The sequence below is a fragment of the Paracoccus sigandri genome, from assembly GCF_003709565.1.
GTDB lineage: Bacteria > Pseudomonadota > Alphaproteobacteria > Rhodobacterales > Rhodobacteraceae > Paracoccus > Paracoccus siganidrum.
The window spans coordinates 111,336-127,648 of sequence record NZ_QNRC01000005.1; the positions used below are offsets into that span (position 1 = coordinate 111,336).

Genomic DNA, 16,313 nt, shown 5'->3' on the forward strand with positions numbered 1-16,313 from the left:
GCTGGCCCGAACCTAGAGCGGCCCGCGCGCGGGGGCAATCCATGCGCCCCCGCGCGGGACGGGCGGATGCCCCCGGCGAAACGGGCGCCGCCGCCTCAGGCGCGGTTCACCAGCCGCAGCACCAGCAACAGGATGACCGCGCCGATGGTCGCATAGATGATCGCGCCGATGACCGAGCCGGTGCCGCCGATGACCAGCCCGGTCATCGGAAACAGGAAGGCCGCGATGACCGCGCCCAGGATGCCCACGACGATGTTCAGGACCACGCCCTGGCCGTGGCCCTTGACCAGAAGACCGGCCAGCCAGCCGGCGATTGCCCCGACGATCAGGGCGACGACGATGCTCATGTTTCCACCTCCTGCCATTGGACGCGGCACGATGCCGCGTCACATCGGGAACCCGTGTTGACGGAGATTTGTTCCATTCCCGACTCAGATTTGAAAACCTGCCGCCCCATGGCCACAGGCCAGCGGAAAACCTTGCGCCGCAAGGGGCGCGGGGCTTGACGGGACCCTGCTGTGACAGGCTGATGAAGCTCTGCGCGAATCGTGCCCGGCCCTGCCACCGGGCGCGACGATAGTGAACAAAAGCTGCCAGCAGCGACCACGGCTGCTGCGGACGCGCCGCCAGGCGGTGCGGCCGATGTGACAAAGGATAGTAGTAGGATGCGCCTCGCTCTCATGATTTCGGCGCTGGCCCTGGGGCTGGCGGCATGTTCGCAATCCACGGACAGATACAGCGTTCCCGTCGCCAATGGCGACGTGCCGGCCATCTACCAGGCCCGCTCGGATGTCGGCCCCAATGGCGAGCCGATCACCATTCCGGCGGTCCGCGCGGCCTATCTGAACGAACGCAACCAGCGCCAGCGCGTGCCCTATAACGGCCCCGAGGCGCCGGGCACCATTGTCGTCGATCCCTATGCGCGCGTCCTCTATCACGTGATGGAAAACGGCGAGGCGATGCGCTTCGGCGTCGCCGTCGGCCGGGCGGGCAAGGGCTATAACGGCACGGCCACGATCCAGCGCAAGCAGTCCTGGCCCAGCTGGCGCCCGACCGACAACATGATCCGCACCGAGCCCGAGCTTTATGGCCAGTTCGCCGGCGGGCTGAAGGGCGGCATGGACAACCCGCTGGGATCGCGGGCGCTGTATCTTTATGAAGGCGGGCGCGACACCTATTACCGGATCCACGGCACGATGGACCCGTCCTCGATCGGCAAGGCCACCTCGGCGGGCTGCATCCGGCTGTTCAACCAGGACATCATGGACCTGTTCGACGAAACCTCGATGGGCACCCGCGTCGTCGTGCGCAGCCAGGCCGAAAGCCTGCGCCTGGAGGGCCCGCTGATCGAGACGCCCGAAGGCTATGTCGTTCCCGCCTCGGAAGCCAGCGCGCTTGGCTTCTCGGGCCAGCCGACCAATGTGACCGACACCGCCCCGGCGACGACCGAGGGTCTGACCGAGCAGCTGCAGGCCCCCCTCGGCGCCCCGGTGGCCCCGGTGGCCTCGACCGCCCCGGCCTCGCCGGCGCTGGTGCAGGACCCCTTCGCCAGCACCGATACGGCCTTCGTCTCGCCGGTCGAAAGCGCCGTGCCCTCCTGGTAGGGCCGCGCGACAGACCCGCAATCGGCCTTTTCCGCAGGCCCCGGCCCTTCGCCGGGGCCTTTGCAATTGCAAAATCCCGCTTCGTGTCGCAATCTGCGCCGCGTATAGATCGCACCGCTGATCCGCCTCATGAGAGCTGCAATGCCCAATTATTCCAAGCGCGAACGCGAATTACTGTCCGAAGACGAACAGGCCCTCAGCACCGCCAGCCGGCAGCCGGCCCTTGGCGCGCTGGATGACGCGGCGCTGATCAGGCTGATCGCCGATCTCGACCAGGCGCTGGCGGCCGCCGGCGCCCTGGGCCAGGATGGCCAGAAGACGCGCGCCGATCTGGTGAAGGCGGCGCTGAACCGGGCCCACTCGGAACGCCGCAAGCGCGGGCTGAAGCCGACCCGCGCCAGACCCGCGGCAGCAAAGCCGGCGGCGAAATCCCCGGCCAGGCGCGCGACCGCGAAGCCCGCCGCGGTCGCGGCACCCGCCGCCACACCCGCCGAGCCTGCCGCCGCCGCGTCACGGGCCAAGGCGCCGAAACGCGCGCCGGCGACCACGCCGCGCAAGCCCGCCGGCCGCAAGCCCGCCGAAAGCCGCAAGACCGATCTGCGCACCGCATCGCGCCGGGTGGTGAAGGCTCCGGCCAAGCCCGCCATCGCGCTGGCCGAGGCCGAACGCCAGATCGAGGCGACCCCCGAGGCGAAGCCCGCCCCTGCCAAGCCTGCCCCGGCCAAGCCTGCCCGTGCCAAGGTGACGGCGGCCAAGCCCGCTGCCGCGAAACCTGCGCCGGTCCCGGCCGCCCCTGCCGTCGCCGTCGCGGATGACGCAGCGCAGCGCCAGGCCGAGAAGCAGGCCGCCAAGGAAGCCGCGAAAGAGGCGCGCAAGGCCGCCCGCAAGGCCGAAAGGCAGGCCGCGAAGGAAGCGGAGAAGGCCGCGCGGAAAGCCGCGAAGAAGATCGCCAAGGAGGCCGAGAAGGCTGCCCGCAAGGCGGCGAAGAAGGCGGCCGACAAGAAGCCCGGCAAGAAGAAGAAACCCGGCAAGAAGAAGGACGCCGGGGCCTGATCGCGCCGCACGGCGCCCCCCGGCATCATCACGCGATGCGCCTGTTCGTGCTGATCCTCTCGCTCTGGGCCGGGCTTGTGCCCGCGGCCTTCGCCTGGCCCGCCGTCGACGCGCTGGCCGGCCGCCCGCCGCCGCGCGACAGCGAACAGCTGCGCTGCACCGATGACGGGCGCGACTGCATCCGCCTGGACGCCTATGTCGCCGATGTCTGCAAGCTGATCGAGCGCAATGCCGCCGAGCGCGGGCTGGACCCGAATTTCCTGGCCCGGCTGCTGTGGAAGGAAAGCCGCTTCGAGCCGGGCGCGATCAGCCCGGTCGGCGCGCAGGGCATCGCGCAGTTCATGCCCGGCACGGCTGAACTTTACGACCTGCACGACCCGTTCAACCCGGCCCAGGCGATCTTCAAGGCGGCGTGGTACCTGCGCCACCTGACCGACATGTTCGGCAGCATCGGCATGGCCGCCATCGCCTATAACGGCGGCGAGAACCGGGCGGCGCGCTTCGTCGCCCGCCAGACCACCCTGCCCTATGAGACGCAGGACTATGTCGAGGCGATCACCGGCCACGACGCGCTGACCTGGCGCGACAACCCGCCGAAATCCGACGACCTGCGGCTGGCGCTGAACCCCGACCTGCCCTTCCGCGCCGCCTGCGAGAAGCTGGGCGGCGACCGGCAGCTGCGCGAGTTCATGGTCCAGCCGCGCGTCCATCCCTGGGGCGTGATCGTGGCCAGCCATCCCAGCCAGTCGGGCGCCGCCCAGCAGGTGTCGCGGCTGAACCGCTCGCTGCGGCCGATCCTGGAGGGCCGGCGCGTCGGCTATGTCCGCAAGCGGCTGACGGGGATGCAGCGCGCCGTCTATACCGCGCAGGTGGGTTTCGACAGCCGCAACGAGGCCGCCGCCTTCTGCCTGCGCCTGCAACGCCTGGGCGGGCGCTGCATCGTGCTGGCGAATTGAGCCGGGGGCCTAGGCCAGGGCCCGGGCAACCGCGGCCCGGCAATGAAGCTCGGTCGTGGAAAAGGCGGGAAGCGGCGAATCCTGCGGCGCAAGAAGCAGCGGAATTTCCGTGCAGGCGAAGGCGACGCAATCGGCGCCGCGCCGGCCCATATCCGCGATGATCCGCTGATATTCCCTGCGCGTCTGGTCGCGAAAGCGGTTGTTGACCAGTTCCTCGTAGATGCTGTCATGGATGAGGCGTTTCTCCTCCTCGTCGGGAATGATCGCCTCCAGACCGCTGCGGGCCAGGATCTCGGGATAGAAATCGCTTTCCATCGTCTTGCGCACGCCGAGAATGGCCACTTTCCTCAGCCCCCTGGCCTTGATGGCCTGGGCCGTGACCTCGGCGATATGCAGGAAGCCGATGTCCAGGCCGGGCTGAAGCTCGGGGACGAAGCGATGCACGTCATTGCAGGTGATGACGATGAAATCGGCCCCGGCGGCCTGCAGGGCGCGGGCCGAGCGCCCGATCTGCGCGCAGGCGGCCCCTTCGTCGCCGCGCTCGATCACGGCATCGACATATTCCTGCCGGTTGACGCTTTCCAGCACGATCCGGGCCGAGGCGACGCCGCCCGCCTGCGCCTGCGTCATCTCGTTGATGCGCTTGTAATATTCGGCGGTAGAGACCCAGCTGAGCCCGCCGATCATCCCGATCTTCTTCATCTGCAATGTCCTGTCCTGCCCGGCCGCCGCGATGGTGGCGAAGGCTCTCACAAAAAACTCTGCGGGTCGATATCCACGGCCAGCCGCAGGTTCGTCGGCGGTCTGTGCGGGGCCAGCCAGTCGGCGATGGCGGCCTGGACGGGGGCCTGGCGAGGGGCGCGAATCAGCATCCGCATCCGGTAACGGCCGCGGATCCGGGCGATGGGGGCGGGCGCGGGACCCCACAGCTCGGCCCCCGCCTGATGCAGGGGGGCGGCGTTGGCGGCCAGATGGCGGGCGAAATCGGCCACCAGCTGCGGATCGGGATGGGACAGGATGATCCCCGCCAGCCGGCCGAAGGGCGGCATCCCGGCGGCCTGGCGCGCGGCCGCCTCGGCGTCCCAGAAGGCCTCGTCCCGGCCCGACAGGATCGCGCGGATCACCGCATGTTCGGGCTGGTGGGTCTGCAGCAGCGCCACCCCCGGCGCGGCCCCCGCCTGCCGCCCGGCCCGGCCCGCCACCTGCCGCATCAGCTGGAAGCTGCGTTCCGCCGCGCGCAGGTCGGCGCCCTGCAGGCCCAGATCGGCATCGATCACGCCGACCAGCGTCAGGCGCGGGAAGTTGTGGCCCTTGGCGACGATCTGGGTGCCGATGATGATGTCGGTATCGCCCGAGGCGATCTCGGCGATGGTTTCCTTCAGCGCGCGGGCCGAATGGAACAGGTCCGAGGACAGCACTGTCGCCTTCGCCTGCGGGAAGCGGGCGGCGACCTCCTCGGCGATGCGTTCGACGCCGGGGCCGATCGGGGCCAGCTTGCCCTCGACCCCGCAGGACGGGCAGGCGGTGGGGATCGGCCGCGTCTCGCCGCATTGATGGCAGACCAGGCGGTTCTGGAAGCGGTGCTCGACCATCCGCGCATCGCATTGGTGGCAGCCGATCTGCTCGCCGCAGGCGCGGCAGACGGTGACGGGGGCGAAACCGCGGCGGTTCAGGAACAGCAGCGACTGTTCGCCGCGCGCCAGCCGCGCCTCCACCGCCCGCGCCAGGCTGGGCGAGATCCAGCGGCCCGATTGCATCTCCTCGGCGCGCAGGTCGATGGCGGCCATGTCGGGCAGTTCGGCCTCGCCATAGCGCGCGCGCAGGTCCAGCCGGCGATACTTGCCGCTGGCGGCGTTCACCCAGCTTTCCAAGGATGGCGTGGCCGAGGCCAGCACCACCTGCGCCCCGCCGATGGATGCCCGCAGCACCGCCATGTCGCGGGCGTTGTAGAAGACCACGTCCTCCTGCTTGTAGCTGCTGTCATGTTCCTCATCGACGACGATCAGGCCCAGGTCGCGAAACGGCAGGAACAGGGCCGAGCGCGCGCCGACGACCAGCCCGACCTCGGCCCGCGCCGCCATGTGCCACAGCCGGCGGCGCTCGGTCCTTGTGATGCCGCTGTGCCATTCGCCGGGACGGGCGCCGAAACGGGCCTCGACGCGGTCCAGGAATTCCGCCGAGAGCGCGATTTCCGGCAGCAGCACCAGCGCCTGCCGGCCGCGCGAGAGGCATTCGGCGACGGCCTCCAGATAGACCTCGGTCTTGCCCGAGCCGGTGACGCCGCGCAGCAGCGTCGTGCCATAGCCGCCCGCCCGGATCGCCGCGCGCAAGGCCTCGGCGGCGGCCTGCTGGTCGGGCGCCAGGGGCTTGCCGGGGCGCAGGGGGTCCAGCCGGGGATAGGGCAGGTCGCGCGGCGCCTGGATCTCGGCCAGGGTGCCCTGCGCGACCAGCCCCTTGACCACCGACACGCCCACCCCGGCCAGCCCGGCCAGTTCCGATGCCGCGAAGCTGGCGCCGCCATGATCGGCGATCACCGCCATGACGCGGGCGCGGGCCTCGGTCATGCGCGCGGGCGGATCGCCTGCCGGGACGATCACCCGGCGGGCGGCGGGCGGCTGGTCCAGATCGGGGGCGCGCGTCGCCATGCGCAGCACCAGGGGCGGCGGGGTCAGGGTATAGTCGGCGGCGCGGGTCAGGAATTCGATGAAGCCGGGCGCGAAGGGCTCGGCCTCCAGCGCGCGGATCACCGGGCGCAGCTTGGCGGCGTCGAAGCCGCCCTGCCCCTCGCCCATGACCAGCCCCAGGACCCGGCGCGGCCCCAGCGGGCACAGGACCAGCTGGCCCAGTCGCACCCCGTCTTCCGGCGCCAGATAGTCCAGCAGCCCCACGGGTTCGCAGACCAGCACGCCGATGCGGCTGCGGGGCGGGAAGAAGGCGGGGGGCGCGGCGGGTCTCATGACGGGCGGATAAAGCCGCGCGCGGGCGGCAGTTGCAAGTCCGGGGATCGGACGCGGCTCTTTCGGCGGACGGGTTTATGCGCTATCACACGGCGCGACTCTGCCAGCCAAGGGAACCGGGCCATGAAATTCTTCGTCGACACCGCCGATACCGCCGCCATCAAGGAACTGAACGATCTGGGCATGGTGGACGGCGTGACCACCAACCCCTCGCTGATCCTGAAGGCCGGGCGCGACATCACCGAAGTCACCCGCGAGATCTGCCAGATGGTCGCGGGCCCCGTCAGCGCCGAGGTCGTGGCCGAGAAGGCCGAGGACATGATCCGCGAGGGCAAGGTGCTGGCCCAGATCGCCGACAACATCACCGTCAAGGTGCCGCTGACCTGGGACGGGCTGAAGGCCTGCCGCGCGCTGTCGGGTGACGGCCACAAGGTCAACGTGACGCTGTGCTTCAGCCCCGCCCAGGCGATCCTGGCCGCCAAGGCCGGGGCGACCTTCATCAGCCCCTTCATCGGGCGGCTGGACGACATCCACATTGACGGCATGGACCTGATCGCCGACATCCGCGAGATCTATGACAATTACGGCTTCGAGACCGAGATCCTCGCCGCCTCGATCCGCAGCGTGAACCACATCATCGAGGCCGCCAAGATCGGCGCCGACGTCATCACCGCGCCGCCCTCGGTCATCAAGTCGATGGCGAACCATGTCTTGACCGACAAGGGCCTGGCGCAGTTCAATGCCGACTGGGCACAGACCGGCCAGAAGATCGGCTGACCACCACCGCGAGGCCGGGCACGAGAGGGGCGAGGATGACGGCAGTTCTGGATGATGTAACGCGCAAGAAACTGCTGGCCGATCCCGGCGTGATCCTGGGCGACAGGGACCTGATGCGGGCCCTTGTCGCCGCCCGCGAGGCCGAGATCGGCGACAATGTCATCGACATTCGCGGCCGCGCGATGGAGGCGCTGGAGGCGCGGCTGGACCGGCTGGAGCATACGCATGAAAGCGTGATCGCGGCCGCCTATGACAACCAGTCCGGCACCGCCGTGGTCCACCGCGCCGTCATCGCCCTGCTGGAGCCCGCCGATTTCGAGGGCGTGGCCGAGATCCTGCAATCCGAGATCGCGCCGATCCTGCGCGTCGAGACGCTGCGCCTGCTGCTGGAACGCGACCAGGCCCCCGACGACCTGCCCGAGGACGTGGCGGTCGTCCCCGACGGCGCCATCGCCCGCATCGCCAGCGCCGGGCGGCGCGCGCCGCGCGGCGACGACATCATCCTGCGCCCGGCCTCGCCGATCACCCAGCCGATCCACGGCCGCGCCGTCGCCTCGGAGGCGCTTCTGCCGATGGACCTGGGTCCCGGCCTGCCGCGCGCCATGTTCCTGATGGGCAGCGCCGACATCAACCGCTTCACCCCCGCGCAGGGCACCGACCTGTTGCGCTTTTTCGGGCAGGTGGGGCGGCTGATGCTGATGCGCTGGCTGGGATGAGCGGGGCGGGCGGAAAGCTGCCGCCCCCGCTGGCGCTGGCGCCCGCCATGTCGGACGCGCTTGCCCGCTGGCTGGAGACCGAGGCCGCGACGCGCGACCGTTCCCGCCACACCATCGCCGCCTATCAGGCCGACCTGCTGGCCTTCCTGTCCTTCCTGGGCGCCCATCACGGCGCCCCCGCCACGCCGAAATCGCTGGCCGGGCTGCGCCAGCCCGAGATGCGCGCCTTCGCCGCCAGCGAAAGGGCGCGCGGGCTGTCGGCGCGGTCCCTGGCGCGGCGGCAATCGGCGGTGCGCAGCTTCCTGCGCTGGATCTCGGACCGCGAGGGCCATGACCTCTCGGCCGCGCTGGCCGCACGCAGCCCGAAATACACCCGCTCGCTGCCCCGGCCGCTGACGCCGGACCAGGCGCGGCAGGCGCTGGACATGGTGGCGGTCGATCACGACACGCCCTGGGTCGCGGCGCGCGACCTGGCGGTGATGACGCTGCTGTGGGGCTGCGGGCTGCGCATCTCCGAGGCGCTGGGGCTGGACGGGCGCGACTGGCCCTTCCGCGACGCGCTGGTGATCCGCGGCAAGGGCGGGCGCGAACGCCGGGTGCCGGTGCTGCCGGTCGCGCGCGACGCGGTGGCCGATTACCTGGCGCAATGCCCGTGGCGGCTGGCGCCCGACCAGCCGCTGTTTCGCGGCGTGCGCGGCGGCAGGCTGGCGCCGGGCAGCATCGAGGCCTCGATGCGCCGGGCCCGCGCGGTGCTGGGGCTGCCGCCCACCGCCACGCCCCATGCGCTGCGCCACAGCTTCGCCACGCATCTGCTGGCCGCCGGCGGCGACCTGCGCACGATCCAGGAGCTGCTGGGGCATGCCAGCCTGTCCACGACGCAGGTCTATACCGGGGTCGACGACGCGCATCTGCTGGCGGTCTATCGCGCCGCCCATCCGCGCGGCTGAACCGAACCGCGCGGCCCCTTCATGCGTTGAAGACCCAGCAATAAGAGGTATGCGATGACCAATCACGCGATCTTCAACCGCCCGATGGATGCCGATGTCCCGCAGGGCTACGATCAGGCGGTGTTCGGCATGGGCTGCTACTGGGGCGCCGAGCGGCTGTTCTGGCGCCAGCACGGCGTCTGGCTGACCGAGGTGGGCTTTGCCGGCGGCCATGTCGAAAACCCCGGCTACGACCAGGTCAAGGCCGGCGACACGGGCCATGCCGAGGTGGTGCGCGTCGTCTTCGACAGCTCGCTGATCAGCTATGAGCGGCTGCTGAAGCTGTTCTGGGAAAACCACGACCCGACGCAGGGCGACCGGCAGGGCCAGGACCTGGGCAGCCAGTATCGCAGCCTGATCATGGTCTTCAACCACAGCCAGCGCGCCGCCGCCGAGGCCTCGAAGATCTCCTATGGCAACCGGTTGGCGGTCGAAGGCTTCGCCGCCGTCACCACCGAGATCATCGACCCCGCGCCCTTCTGGCCCGGCCCCGAGGCGCATCAGCAATATCTGGAAAAGAACCCCGACGGTCATTGCGACCCGAAGGGGACCGGGGTAGAGGCCTCCATCCCCAACCCGGACCTGCCCTGATGCCCACCTTCACCGCGCTGACCCATATCCAAGGCCGCGAGGCCGCCGAAGCCCTTGCCGAGGCTTGCGAGGACCTGACCCCCGAGCCGGTCGGCACCGGCGTCTTCGAGATCGAGGACGGTCTGGGCCGCTGGGAAGTCGGCGCCTATTTCACCGACAGCCCCGACGAGGTCGCGCTGGCCCTGCTGGCCGCCGCCCATGGCGCGCAGCCCTTCGCCGTCTCGGAACTGCCCGAGGTGGATTGGGTCGCCCATGTCCGGCGCGAGCTGACCCCGGTCCATGCCGGGCGCTTCTACGTCCATGGCAGCCATGACGCGGGCAGCGTCCCCGAGGGCGTCGAGGCGCTGTGCATCGAGGCCGCGATGGCCTTCGGCACCGGCCATCACAACACCACCAAGGGCTGCCTGGAGGCGCTGGACCGGCTGGCTGCCGAGGGGTGGCAGCCCCGGCGCATCGCCGATATCGGCTGCGGCACGGCGGTGCTGGCTATGGCCGCGGCGCGGGTCTGGCCGGTGACGGTGCTGGCCGGCGACATCGACCCGGTGGCGGTGGACACGGCCTCGGCCAACGTGATCGCCAACGGGCTGGACGGCCGCGTCCTCTGCGTCGAGGCCGTGGGCTTCGACCACCCCCTGCTGGACGAGGCCGCGCCCTTCGACCTGGTGCTGGCCAATATCCTGAAGCAGCCGCTGATCGACCTGGCCCCCGAGATGGCGGCCCGCGTGGCCCCGGCCGGTCGCATCATCCTGTCGGGCATCCTGACCACCCAGGCCGACGAGGTCACAGAGGCCTATCGCGCCACCGGCTTCACGGATGTCCAGCGCACCGACCTGGGCGAATGGTCCACACTGGTGATGTCGCGCGCGGGGTGATCGCGGCGGCGCTGGTCGGGGTTGCGCGGGACGACCGGCACGATTTGCGTCGTCGTTCCTGCGGGAGGGTCGGGTTTGCGGACATACCGGACGTTGCAAAAAATCCCTTGCACCACCTTCGGGGCTATGGATTGCTCGGACCTCCAACAGGAGGAATGCAATGTCTTTTGAACAATGGCTGGCCTTTGCGGCTGCGTCTGCCGTCTTGCTGGCAATCCCCGGTCCCACGATCTTGCTGGTGATCTCCTACGCACTCGGGCACGGTAAAAAGGCGGCTGGCGCGACGGTCGGCGGCGTCGCTCTTGGCGATTTCACCGCCATGACGGCTTCCATGCTTGGCCTCGGGGCGCTGCTTGCGACCTCGGCCACGTTGTTCACCGTCTTGAAATGGATCGGGGCTGCCTATCTGATCTATCTTGGCGTGAAGCTCTGGCGCGCGCCGGTTTCGGTCGGCGAAGTCAGCGCGGATACGGAAACCCTGTCGAAAGACAGGCCGCTGCGGATTTTCCTGCACACCTATATCGTGACGGCGCTCAATCCGAAGAGCATCATCTTCTTCGTGGCCTTCCTGCCCCAGTTCCTGAACACTGCGCAGCCGGTGTTGCCACAGATGATCATCTTCGAGACCACATTCCTCGTTCTGGCGATCCTGAACGCTGGCTTTTACGCGCTGATGGCGGCAATGGCCCGCAAATCGATCCGCAAGCCAAGCGTGCAGCAAGCGGTCAACCGTGTCGGTGGGTCTTTGATGATCGCCGCGGGCGCGTTGGCCGCAGGCTGGAAGCGCGCCGCAACCTGACAACAGCAGCAGGACATATGAGGCACCTTTCGGTGTCCCATATGTCAGCAAGGGGCTCAAACCACCCCGCATCACGATCCGCGCGGCCCGCGGCGCCAGCCCCACCTCCAGACATGAAAAAACCCCCGCCGCGGCCGCTTCGGGGGTTCGTTCGTCTGTCGCTGACGCTCAGTAGTGGCGCGCGATCCGCTCGATGTCGCCGCGGCACAGGCCGATATCGTCCAGTTCGCGGTCCGACAGGCGGCTCAGTTCGCGGCGCGTCACGCGGGTATCGTTCCACGCGCTCAGCATCGCCAGAACCTTTGCTACGACGCCATGAACGCCTCCGACAGCATAGCCGCGGTTCGTCTCAATCGCCGACATTTCATCACCTGTTCATAAATTGCCCGATCCGTGGGCAGGTTTCGGATAGGCAGGATATAGATTGGGCATCCCGGAAAGAGTATCCCCGGAAGCGGCAAGGCCGATATGCAGTTTTCGCAGGGATCGCAAGGACTTCCGGGACCAGGAAAGGTCGCGGATGACGTCCCGGGCGTCGTTTTCAGGCGATGCGCTGCTGCCCGCCCCCGCGCCAGTCGCCCAAGGCTGCCTGCCACAGCGCGATTGCCGCTACGGCAGCCGTATCGGCGCGCAGGATTCGCGGCCCCAGACTCAGCCGCGTCACGAAGGGCAGGTCCGAGAGTTTCGCCCGCTCGGCCGGAGAGAAGCCGCCCTCGGGGCCGATCAGGATCGCCCAGGGACCGGCGGGCAGGCCGGCCAGGGTCTCGGCCGGGCCCGCCAGCGATTCGTCGGCCCAGAGGATGCGGCGCGCCGGGTCCCAGCCGGCCAGCAGGCGCGGCAGGGGCGCCAGATCCGCGACCTGGGGCACGAAGGTGCCGCCGCATTGCTCGGCCGCCTCGACGGCATGGGCCTGCAGCCGGTCCTGGCGGATCCGCTCGGAATTGGTGAACTCGGTCTGCACCGGCAGGATCCGCGCGCAACCCAGCTCGGCCGCCTTTTCCACGATGAAATCGGTGCGGGCCTTCTTGATCGGCGCGAACAGCAGCCACAGGTCGGGCGGGTCCTGCTGCGGCGCGCTCCGCGCCCCGGCCAGCAGGCTGCCGCCGCGCTTGGCCAGCTGCTCGATCCGCGCCGACCATTCGCCGTCGCGGCCGTTGAAGACCGACACCACATCGCCCGGCTTCTGCCGCATCACCCCCGACAGGTAATGCGCCTGCGCCGCGTCCAGGGGCACGGGTTGTCCCGGCGCAAGGGGGTGGTCTATGAACAGCCTGATCTTCGCCATGATGGGGCCGACGCTATGCAAAGCCGCGACGAAAGACCAGATGCCGTCATCGACGCGCCGGCCGGAAACTGGGTGGACCGCCATGCCCCGGCCGCGTGGAGACCCTGGCTGCGCCTGTCCCGCGCCGACCGGCCGATCGGGACCTGGCTGCTGCTGCTGCCCTGCTGGTGGGGCGTCGGGCTGGCGATGATGGCGGACGGGCCGCGATGGTTCGACCTGTGGATCGTGATCGCCTGCGGTCTGGGGGCGCTGGTCATGCGCGGCGCGGGCTGCACCTGGAACGACATCACCGACCGCGACATCGACGCGAAGGTGGCGCGGACCCGCTCGAGGCCCCTGCCCTCGGGCCAGGTCACGCTGCGGGGCGCCTATGCCTGGCTGATCGCCCAGGGGCTGGTGGGCCTGGCGATCCTGCTGACGCTGGGTCCGGCGGCGATCTGGATGGGCGTCGCATCGCTGGCGCTGGTCGCGATCTATCCCTTCGCCAAGCGCTTCACCTGGTGGCCGCAGGTCTTCCTGGGCCTGGCCTTCAACTGGGGGGTGATGCTGGCCTATGCCGCGCATATGGGGCGGCTGGACCTGGCGCCGGTCGTCGCCTGGCTGGGCGGCATCGCCTGGACGATCTTCTACGACACGATCTATGCCCACCAGGATACCGAGGACGACGCGCTGATCGGCGTCAAGTCCACCGCGCGGCTGTTCGGCAAGGCCAGCCCCCGCATCCTGCTGGGCTTCGCCGCGCTGTCGGTGCTGCTGCTGGCGCTGGCCATCGGGCTGACGGGTCGCAATCAGTTGATAGGCTTCACCGGACTGATCGGTTTCGCGGCGCATCTGCTGTGGCAGCTCAGGATTTTCGATCCCGATCAATCGCTTGTCTGCCTGCGGCTGTTCCGCTCGAACCGCGACGCGGGGCTGATCCTTGCGCTGTTTCTCGCCATTGCGGGGCTGGCGTGATTGCGCCGCAGGCAGCGCGGGGCTAGACCCGAGCGGCTTGCAACTGCCCAAGGTTTCCCAATGGCGTCTTCCCGCAGCCGGATGTCCACCGCGATCGCGACGATCACCGTCCTGGGGGGCGCCGCGGGGCTGTGCTGGATGGGCGCGACGGCCGGCGCGGTCTTCATCGAGCGCGAGTCGCTGGCCGAGGTGCGCCAGGCGCTGAACGGCAGCGGCTATGACTGGGTGCAGGTCCAGACCGACGGGCTGCAGGTGCGCCTGTCGGGGACCGCGCCGACCGAGGTGGAACGCTTCCGCGCCATGACCCAGGCGGGGACGGCGGTCGACGGCAACCGCATCCTGGACGAGATGACGGTCGCGGCCGCCGACGCCCTGACGCCGCCCGATTTCAAGATCGAGCTGCTGCGCAACGACGACGGCATCTCGCTGATCGGGCTGGTGCCGGCCTCGATGGATCGCGGCGCGCTGCTGCGCGAATTGCGGGGCGAAACCGCCGCCCCGAAGATCACCGACCTGCTGGAGGGCGCGGATCATCCGGTGCCGCCGCTGTGGGACGAGGCGATCCGGCTGGGGCTGGGCGCGACGCAACTGGCGCAGCGGGCGAAGATCTCGATCTCGCCCGGCGCGGTGCATGTGACGGCGCTGGCCGACAGCGCGCGCGAAAAGGCGCGGATGGAAAGCGACCTGCGCCGCGCCGCGCCCGCCGGCGTGGCGCTGAGCACCGACATATCCGCCCCGCGCCCGGTGATCGCGCCCTTCACCCTGCGCTTCCTGATCGACGATGACGGCGCGCGTTTCGATGCCTGTTCGGCCGATGACGAGGAAGGGCGCGACCGGATCCTGGCCGCCGCCATCCAGGCGGGGGTGCCGGGCAAGCCGGGCTGCACGCTGGGGCTGGGCGCGCCCACCCCGGTCTGGGCCGATGCGGCGGTGCCCGCGATCGAGGCGGTGGCGGCGCTGGGGCGCGGCTCGGTCACGATCTCGGATGCCGATATCGCGCTGATCGCCCCCGACGGCATTGCGCAGGACCGCTTCGACCAGGTCGCCCGGCAGCTGGACGAGGCGCTGCCCGATGTCTTCTCGCTGCATGCCGAGCTGGAAAAGCCCGCCGCCGTCGACCAGGGGCCGGCGGAATTCATGGCCACCCGGACCGCCGACGGCAAGGTCTCGATCCGGGGCGGGCTGTCGGATGCGCGGATGCTGGATGCGGTGGACAGCTTCGCCCGCTCGCGCTTCTTCGGGGTCGAGAGCGAGCTGCGCAGCGATGTCGAGGTGCCCGCCGGCTGGACCGTCAAGGTGATCGCCGCGCTGGAGGCGCTGAGCGGGCTGGAAAACGGCGCCGTCACGGTGACGCCGGGCAACCTGCGGCTGTCGGGGACCTCGGGCGATCCGCGCGCGGTGGACCAGGCGGCGGCGGTGCTGTCGCAGCGGCTGGGCGCGGGGTCGAAATACGAGCTGTCGATCCGCTATGACCGCCGGCTGGACGCGACGCTTGGCCTGCCCGATGGCGAGGAATGCGTCTCGCGGTTGAATGTCGTGATGTCGGAATCCGAGATCGGCTTCGAGCCGAACCGCTCGACCATCGCCGGCGACCCGTCCGAGACCCTGGACAAGCTGGCCGCGATCATGATCGATTGCGCCGATTTCCAGATCGAGGCGGGCGGGCATACGGATTCGCAGGGCTCGGCCGGGTTCAACGCGGACCTGTCGCGGGCCCGCGCGCAGACGCTGGTCAGCGCGATGACCGATGCCGGGATCGACACCAGGCACATGACCTCGCGCGGCTATGGCGAAAGCCAGCCCATCGCCACCAACGACACCGAGGAAGGCCGCGAGGCCAATCGCCGGATCGAGTTCCGGCTGATGTCGCCGATCGCGGTGCGCAGCGAACCGCTGCCCGCCCCCGCCGTGCGCGAGGGCGTGACCACGGAGGCGCTGGCCCAGACCGCCGCCCCCGAAGGCGCCACCGCCCCGGCCGAGGCCTGGCAGGCGGCCAGCGGCGTGGTGGCCCGGCCCGGCGCCACGGATGCGCCCGTGGCCTTCGGGCCGGTGCTGCCCCTGCCGCTGATCGGCACCGCCGGCCATGTCGCGCCGGGATCGGCGGGCGTGGCCCCCGCGACCCTGGGCGTGAGCGAGCAGGTCGAAGCGGGGATGGCGGGCGGCTTGGCGGGGGCGCTGCCGATCCTGGACATCCTTGAGGAAAACCTGACCTTGCCGGTCCTTGTCGCCGATGAGAACACGCCCCGGCCCGCGCGTCGCCCAGCCGAGAACGAGGCGGCCGAGAACGGGGCGGCCGGGAATGGCGCAGAGGAAGACCCCGAAGCCGGAGCCGAGGCGCAATGAACCGCACCGAATTCATCACCGTCACCTCGATCATCCTGTTCGCCGCCTTCCTGCTGGGCTGGTTCGCCTGCTGGCTGATCCACCGCCTGACCCGCCCGACCCGCGCCGACATGGGCGAGCTGGACCGCATGGCCCAGCAGCTGCACGAGGCCGAGGAGGCCCGCGACCTGGCCATCGCCGCACTGGAGGAACGCGAATCGGCGCTGATGACCCGGCTGATCGATGCCGAGGGCGAGTTGCAGGCGGCGCTGGAGGGCCTTCGCGAGAGCCGCACCGAGGTCGAGGAATTGCGCGACTATATCGAGCGCAAGCTGGCGCGGCGCTGATCCGGGGCTGACGGGGACGAAAAAAGGCCCGGCGCGGCTGCCGGGCCTGTTTCATGCGGTGGCGCCGATGGGGCAAAGGGGGGGCTGTCCGCCC

Annotated in this window: 17 protein-coding genes; 12 read left to right on the forward strand and 5 right to left on the reverse strand. The window is 70.0% G+C overall.

Features of this window, described 5'->3' with window-relative positions:
• Window positions 1–95: 95 nt before the first annotated feature.
• Window positions 96–347, reverse strand: coding sequence for a GlsB/YeaQ/YmgE family stress response membrane protein (locus C9E82_RS05975; RefSeq protein WP_119901096.1), 252 nt, complete (start codon window positions 345–347; stop codon window positions 96–98).
• A gap of 318 nt (window positions 348–665) precedes the next feature.
• Here C9E82_RS05975 and C9E82_RS05980 point away from each other — a divergent pair, with 318 nt between their 5' ends.
• The 3 genes from C9E82_RS05980 (at window position 666) to C9E82_RS05990 (ending at window position 3,613) form a co-directional block, all read left to right on the forward strand.
• A complete protein-coding gene (locus C9E82_RS05980; protein WP_119901097.1) occupies window positions 666–1,604 on the forward strand; it encodes a L,D-transpeptidase in 939 nt (312 codons plus the stop codon).
• 141 nt (window positions 1,605–1,745) lie between these two features.
• Window positions 1,746–2,657 carry a hypothetical protein gene (locus C9E82_RS05985; protein ID WP_119901098.1) on the forward strand — a complete coding sequence of 304 codons (912 nt, stop codon included), beginning with the start codon at window positions 1,746–1,748 and terminating at the stop codon, window positions 2,655–2,657.
• A 35-nt stretch (window positions 2,658–2,692) separates the two neighbouring features.
• Complete coding sequence (locus tag C9E82_RS05990; protein WP_119901099.1) at window positions 2,693–3,613, forward strand: lytic transglycosylase domain-containing protein; 921 nt, start codon at window positions 2,693–2,695, stop codon at window positions 3,611–3,613.
• 9 nt (window positions 3,614–3,622) lie between these two features.
• Here C9E82_RS05990 and C9E82_RS05995 read toward each other — a convergent pair whose 3' ends face one another.
• Together C9E82_RS05995 and C9E82_RS06000 are read right to left on the reverse strand one after the other, a co-directional pair.
• Complete coding sequence (locus C9E82_RS05995; RefSeq protein WP_119901100.1) at window positions 3,623–4,315, reverse strand: aspartate/glutamate racemase family protein; 693 nt, start codon at window positions 4,313–4,315, stop codon at window positions 3,623–3,625.
• A 47-nt stretch (window positions 4,316–4,362) separates the two neighbouring features.
• The gene (locus C9E82_RS06000) at window positions 4,363–6,570 is read right to left on the reverse strand and encodes a primosomal protein N' (protein WP_122449221.1); all 2,208 of its coding nucleotides are present in this window, start codon (window positions 6,568–6,570) and stop codon (window positions 4,363–4,365) included.
• Window positions 6,571–6,693: 123 nt separating this feature from the next.
• Here C9E82_RS06000 and fsa point away from each other — a divergent pair, with 123 nt between their 5' ends.
• From fsa to C9E82_RS06030, 6 genes are all read left to right on the forward strand, one after another.
• Window positions 6,694–7,347 (forward strand): fructose-6-phosphate aldolase, encoded by a 654-nt coding sequence (gene fsa / locus C9E82_RS06005; protein ID WP_119899269.1) that lies wholly within the window; start codon window positions 6,694–6,696, stop codon window positions 7,345–7,347.
• Between the two features lie 35 nt (window positions 7,348–7,382).
• The gene (locus C9E82_RS06010) at window positions 7,383–8,063 is read left to right on the forward strand and encodes a DUF484 family protein (RefSeq protein ID WP_119899271.1); all 681 of its coding nucleotides are present in this window, start codon (window positions 7,383–7,385) and stop codon (window positions 8,061–8,063) included.
• Complete coding sequence (locus tag C9E82_RS06015; protein WP_119899274.1) at window positions 8,060–9,010, forward strand: tyrosine recombinase XerC; 951 nt, start codon at window positions 8,060–8,062, stop codon at window positions 9,008–9,010. Before C9E82_RS06010 ends, C9E82_RS06015 begins: the two co-directional genes overlap by 4 nt.
• A gap of 54 nt (window positions 9,011–9,064) precedes the next feature.
• A complete protein-coding gene (gene msrA / locus C9E82_RS06020) occupies window positions 9,065–9,640 on the forward strand; it encodes a peptide-methionine (S)-S-oxide reductase MsrA (RefSeq protein ID WP_119899276.1) in 576 nt (191 codons plus the stop codon).
• Window positions 9,640–10,512 (forward strand): 50S ribosomal protein L11 methyltransferase, encoded by an 873-nt coding sequence (locus C9E82_RS06025; RefSeq protein WP_119899278.1) that lies wholly within the window; start codon window positions 9,640–9,642, stop codon window positions 10,510–10,512. Before msrA ends, C9E82_RS06025 begins: the two co-directional genes overlap by 1 nt.
• A gap of 160 nt (window positions 10,513–10,672) precedes the next feature.
• Entirely contained in the window at window positions 10,673–11,311 is a 639-nt protein-coding gene (locus C9E82_RS06030) for a LysE family translocator (protein ID WP_119899280.1), read from the forward strand.
• Window positions 11,312–11,479: 168 nt separating this feature from the next.
• Here C9E82_RS06030 and C9E82_RS06035 read toward each other — a convergent pair whose 3' ends face one another.
• Together C9E82_RS06035 and C9E82_RS06040 are read right to left on the reverse strand one after the other, a co-directional pair.
• Entirely contained in the window at window positions 11,480–11,674 is a 195-nt protein-coding gene (locus C9E82_RS06035) for a DUF1127 domain-containing protein (RefSeq protein WP_119899283.1), read from the reverse strand.
• Between the two features lie 178 nt (window positions 11,675–11,852).
• Window positions 11,853–12,596: a 16S rRNA (uracil(1498)-N(3))-methyltransferase gene (locus C9E82_RS06040; RefSeq protein WP_119899323.1), complete on the reverse strand. Its 744-nt coding sequence runs from the start codon at window positions 12,594–12,596 to the stop codon at window positions 11,853–11,855.
• A 15-nt stretch (window positions 12,597–12,611) separates the two neighbouring features.
• On the opposite strand from C9E82_RS06040, the gene ubiA reads away from it, so the two are divergent.
• The 3 genes from ubiA (at window position 12,612) to C9E82_RS06055 (ending at window position 16,219) form a co-directional block, all read left to right on the forward strand.
• Window positions 12,612–13,550: a 4-hydroxybenzoate octaprenyltransferase gene (ubiA, locus tag C9E82_RS06045; RefSeq protein ID WP_119899285.1), complete on the forward strand. Its 939-nt coding sequence runs from the start codon at window positions 12,612–12,614 to the stop codon at window positions 13,548–13,550.
• 81 nt (window positions 13,551–13,631) lie between these two features.
• Window positions 13,632–15,893 (forward strand): OmpA family protein, encoded by a 2,262-nt coding sequence (locus C9E82_RS06050; protein ID WP_244936001.1) that lies wholly within the window; start codon window positions 13,632–13,634, stop codon window positions 15,891–15,893.
• Entirely contained in the window at window positions 15,890–16,219 is a 330-nt protein-coding gene (locus tag C9E82_RS06055; protein ID WP_119899287.1) for a hypothetical protein, read from the forward strand. The genes C9E82_RS06050 and C9E82_RS06055 overlap by 4 nt, the downstream gene beginning before the upstream one ends.
• Window positions 16,220–16,313 lie beyond the last annotated feature (94 nt).

What these genes read in the sequence shown, in the direction of transcription:
- C9E82_RS05975 (WP_119901096.1), bottom strand. Translation starts at nt 347, where the DNA reads ATGAGCATCGTCGTCGCCCTGATCGTCGGGGCAATCGCCGGCTGGCTG.
- C9E82_RS05980 (WP_119901097.1), top strand. Translation starts at nt 666, where the DNA reads ATGCGCCTCGCTCTCATGATTTCGGCGCTGGCCCTGGGGCTGGCGGCA.
- C9E82_RS05985 (WP_119901098.1), top strand. Translation starts at nt 1,746, where the DNA reads ATGCCCAATTATTCCAAGCGCGAACGCGAATTACTGTCCGAAGACGAA.
- C9E82_RS05990 (WP_119901099.1), top strand. Translation starts at nt 2,693, where the DNA reads ATGCGCCTGTTCGTGCTGATCCTCTCGCTCTGGGCCGGGCTTGTGCCC.
- C9E82_RS05995 (WP_119901100.1), bottom strand. Translation starts at nt 4,315, where the DNA reads ATGAAGAAGATCGGGATGATCGGCGGGCTCAGCTGGGTCTCTACCGCC.
- C9E82_RS06000 (WP_122449221.1), bottom strand. Translation starts at nt 6,570, where the DNA reads ATGAGACCCGCCGCGCCCCCCGCCTTCTTCCCGCCCCGCAGCCGCATC.
- fsa (WP_119899269.1), top strand. Translation starts at nt 6,694, where the DNA reads ATGAAATTCTTCGTCGACACCGCCGATACCGCCGCCATCAAGGAACTG.
- C9E82_RS06010 (WP_119899271.1), top strand. Translation starts at nt 7,383, where the DNA reads ATGACGGCAGTTCTGGATGATGTAACGCGCAAGAAACTGCTGGCCGAT.
- C9E82_RS06015 (WP_119899274.1), top strand. Translation starts at nt 8,060, where the DNA reads ATGAGCGGGGCGGGCGGAAAGCTGCCGCCCCCGCTGGCGCTGGCGCCC.
- msrA (WP_119899276.1), top strand. Translation starts at nt 9,065, where the DNA reads ATGACCAATCACGCGATCTTCAACCGCCCGATGGATGCCGATGTCCCG.
- C9E82_RS06025 (WP_119899278.1), top strand. Translation starts at nt 9,640, where the DNA reads ATGCCCACCTTCACCGCGCTGACCCATATCCAAGGCCGCGAGGCCGCC.
- C9E82_RS06030 (WP_119899280.1), top strand. Translation starts at nt 10,673, where the DNA reads ATGTCTTTTGAACAATGGCTGGCCTTTGCGGCTGCGTCTGCCGTCTTG.
- C9E82_RS06035 (WP_119899283.1), bottom strand. Translation starts at nt 11,674, where the DNA reads ATGTCGGCGATTGAGACGAACCGCGGCTATGCTGTCGGAGGCGTTCAT.
- C9E82_RS06040 (WP_119899323.1), bottom strand. Translation starts at nt 12,596, where the DNA reads ATGGCGAAGATCAGGCTGTTCATAGACCACCCCCTTGCGCCGGGACAA.
- ubiA (WP_119899285.1), top strand. Translation starts at nt 12,612, where the DNA reads ATGCAAAGCCGCGACGAAAGACCAGATGCCGTCATCGACGCGCCGGCC.
- C9E82_RS06050 (WP_244936001.1), top strand. Translation starts at nt 13,632, where the DNA reads ATGTCCACCGCGATCGCGACGATCACCGTCCTGGGGGGCGCCGCGGGG.
- C9E82_RS06055 (WP_119899287.1), top strand. Translation starts at nt 15,890, where the DNA reads ATGAACCGCACCGAATTCATCACCGTCACCTCGATCATCCTGTTCGCC.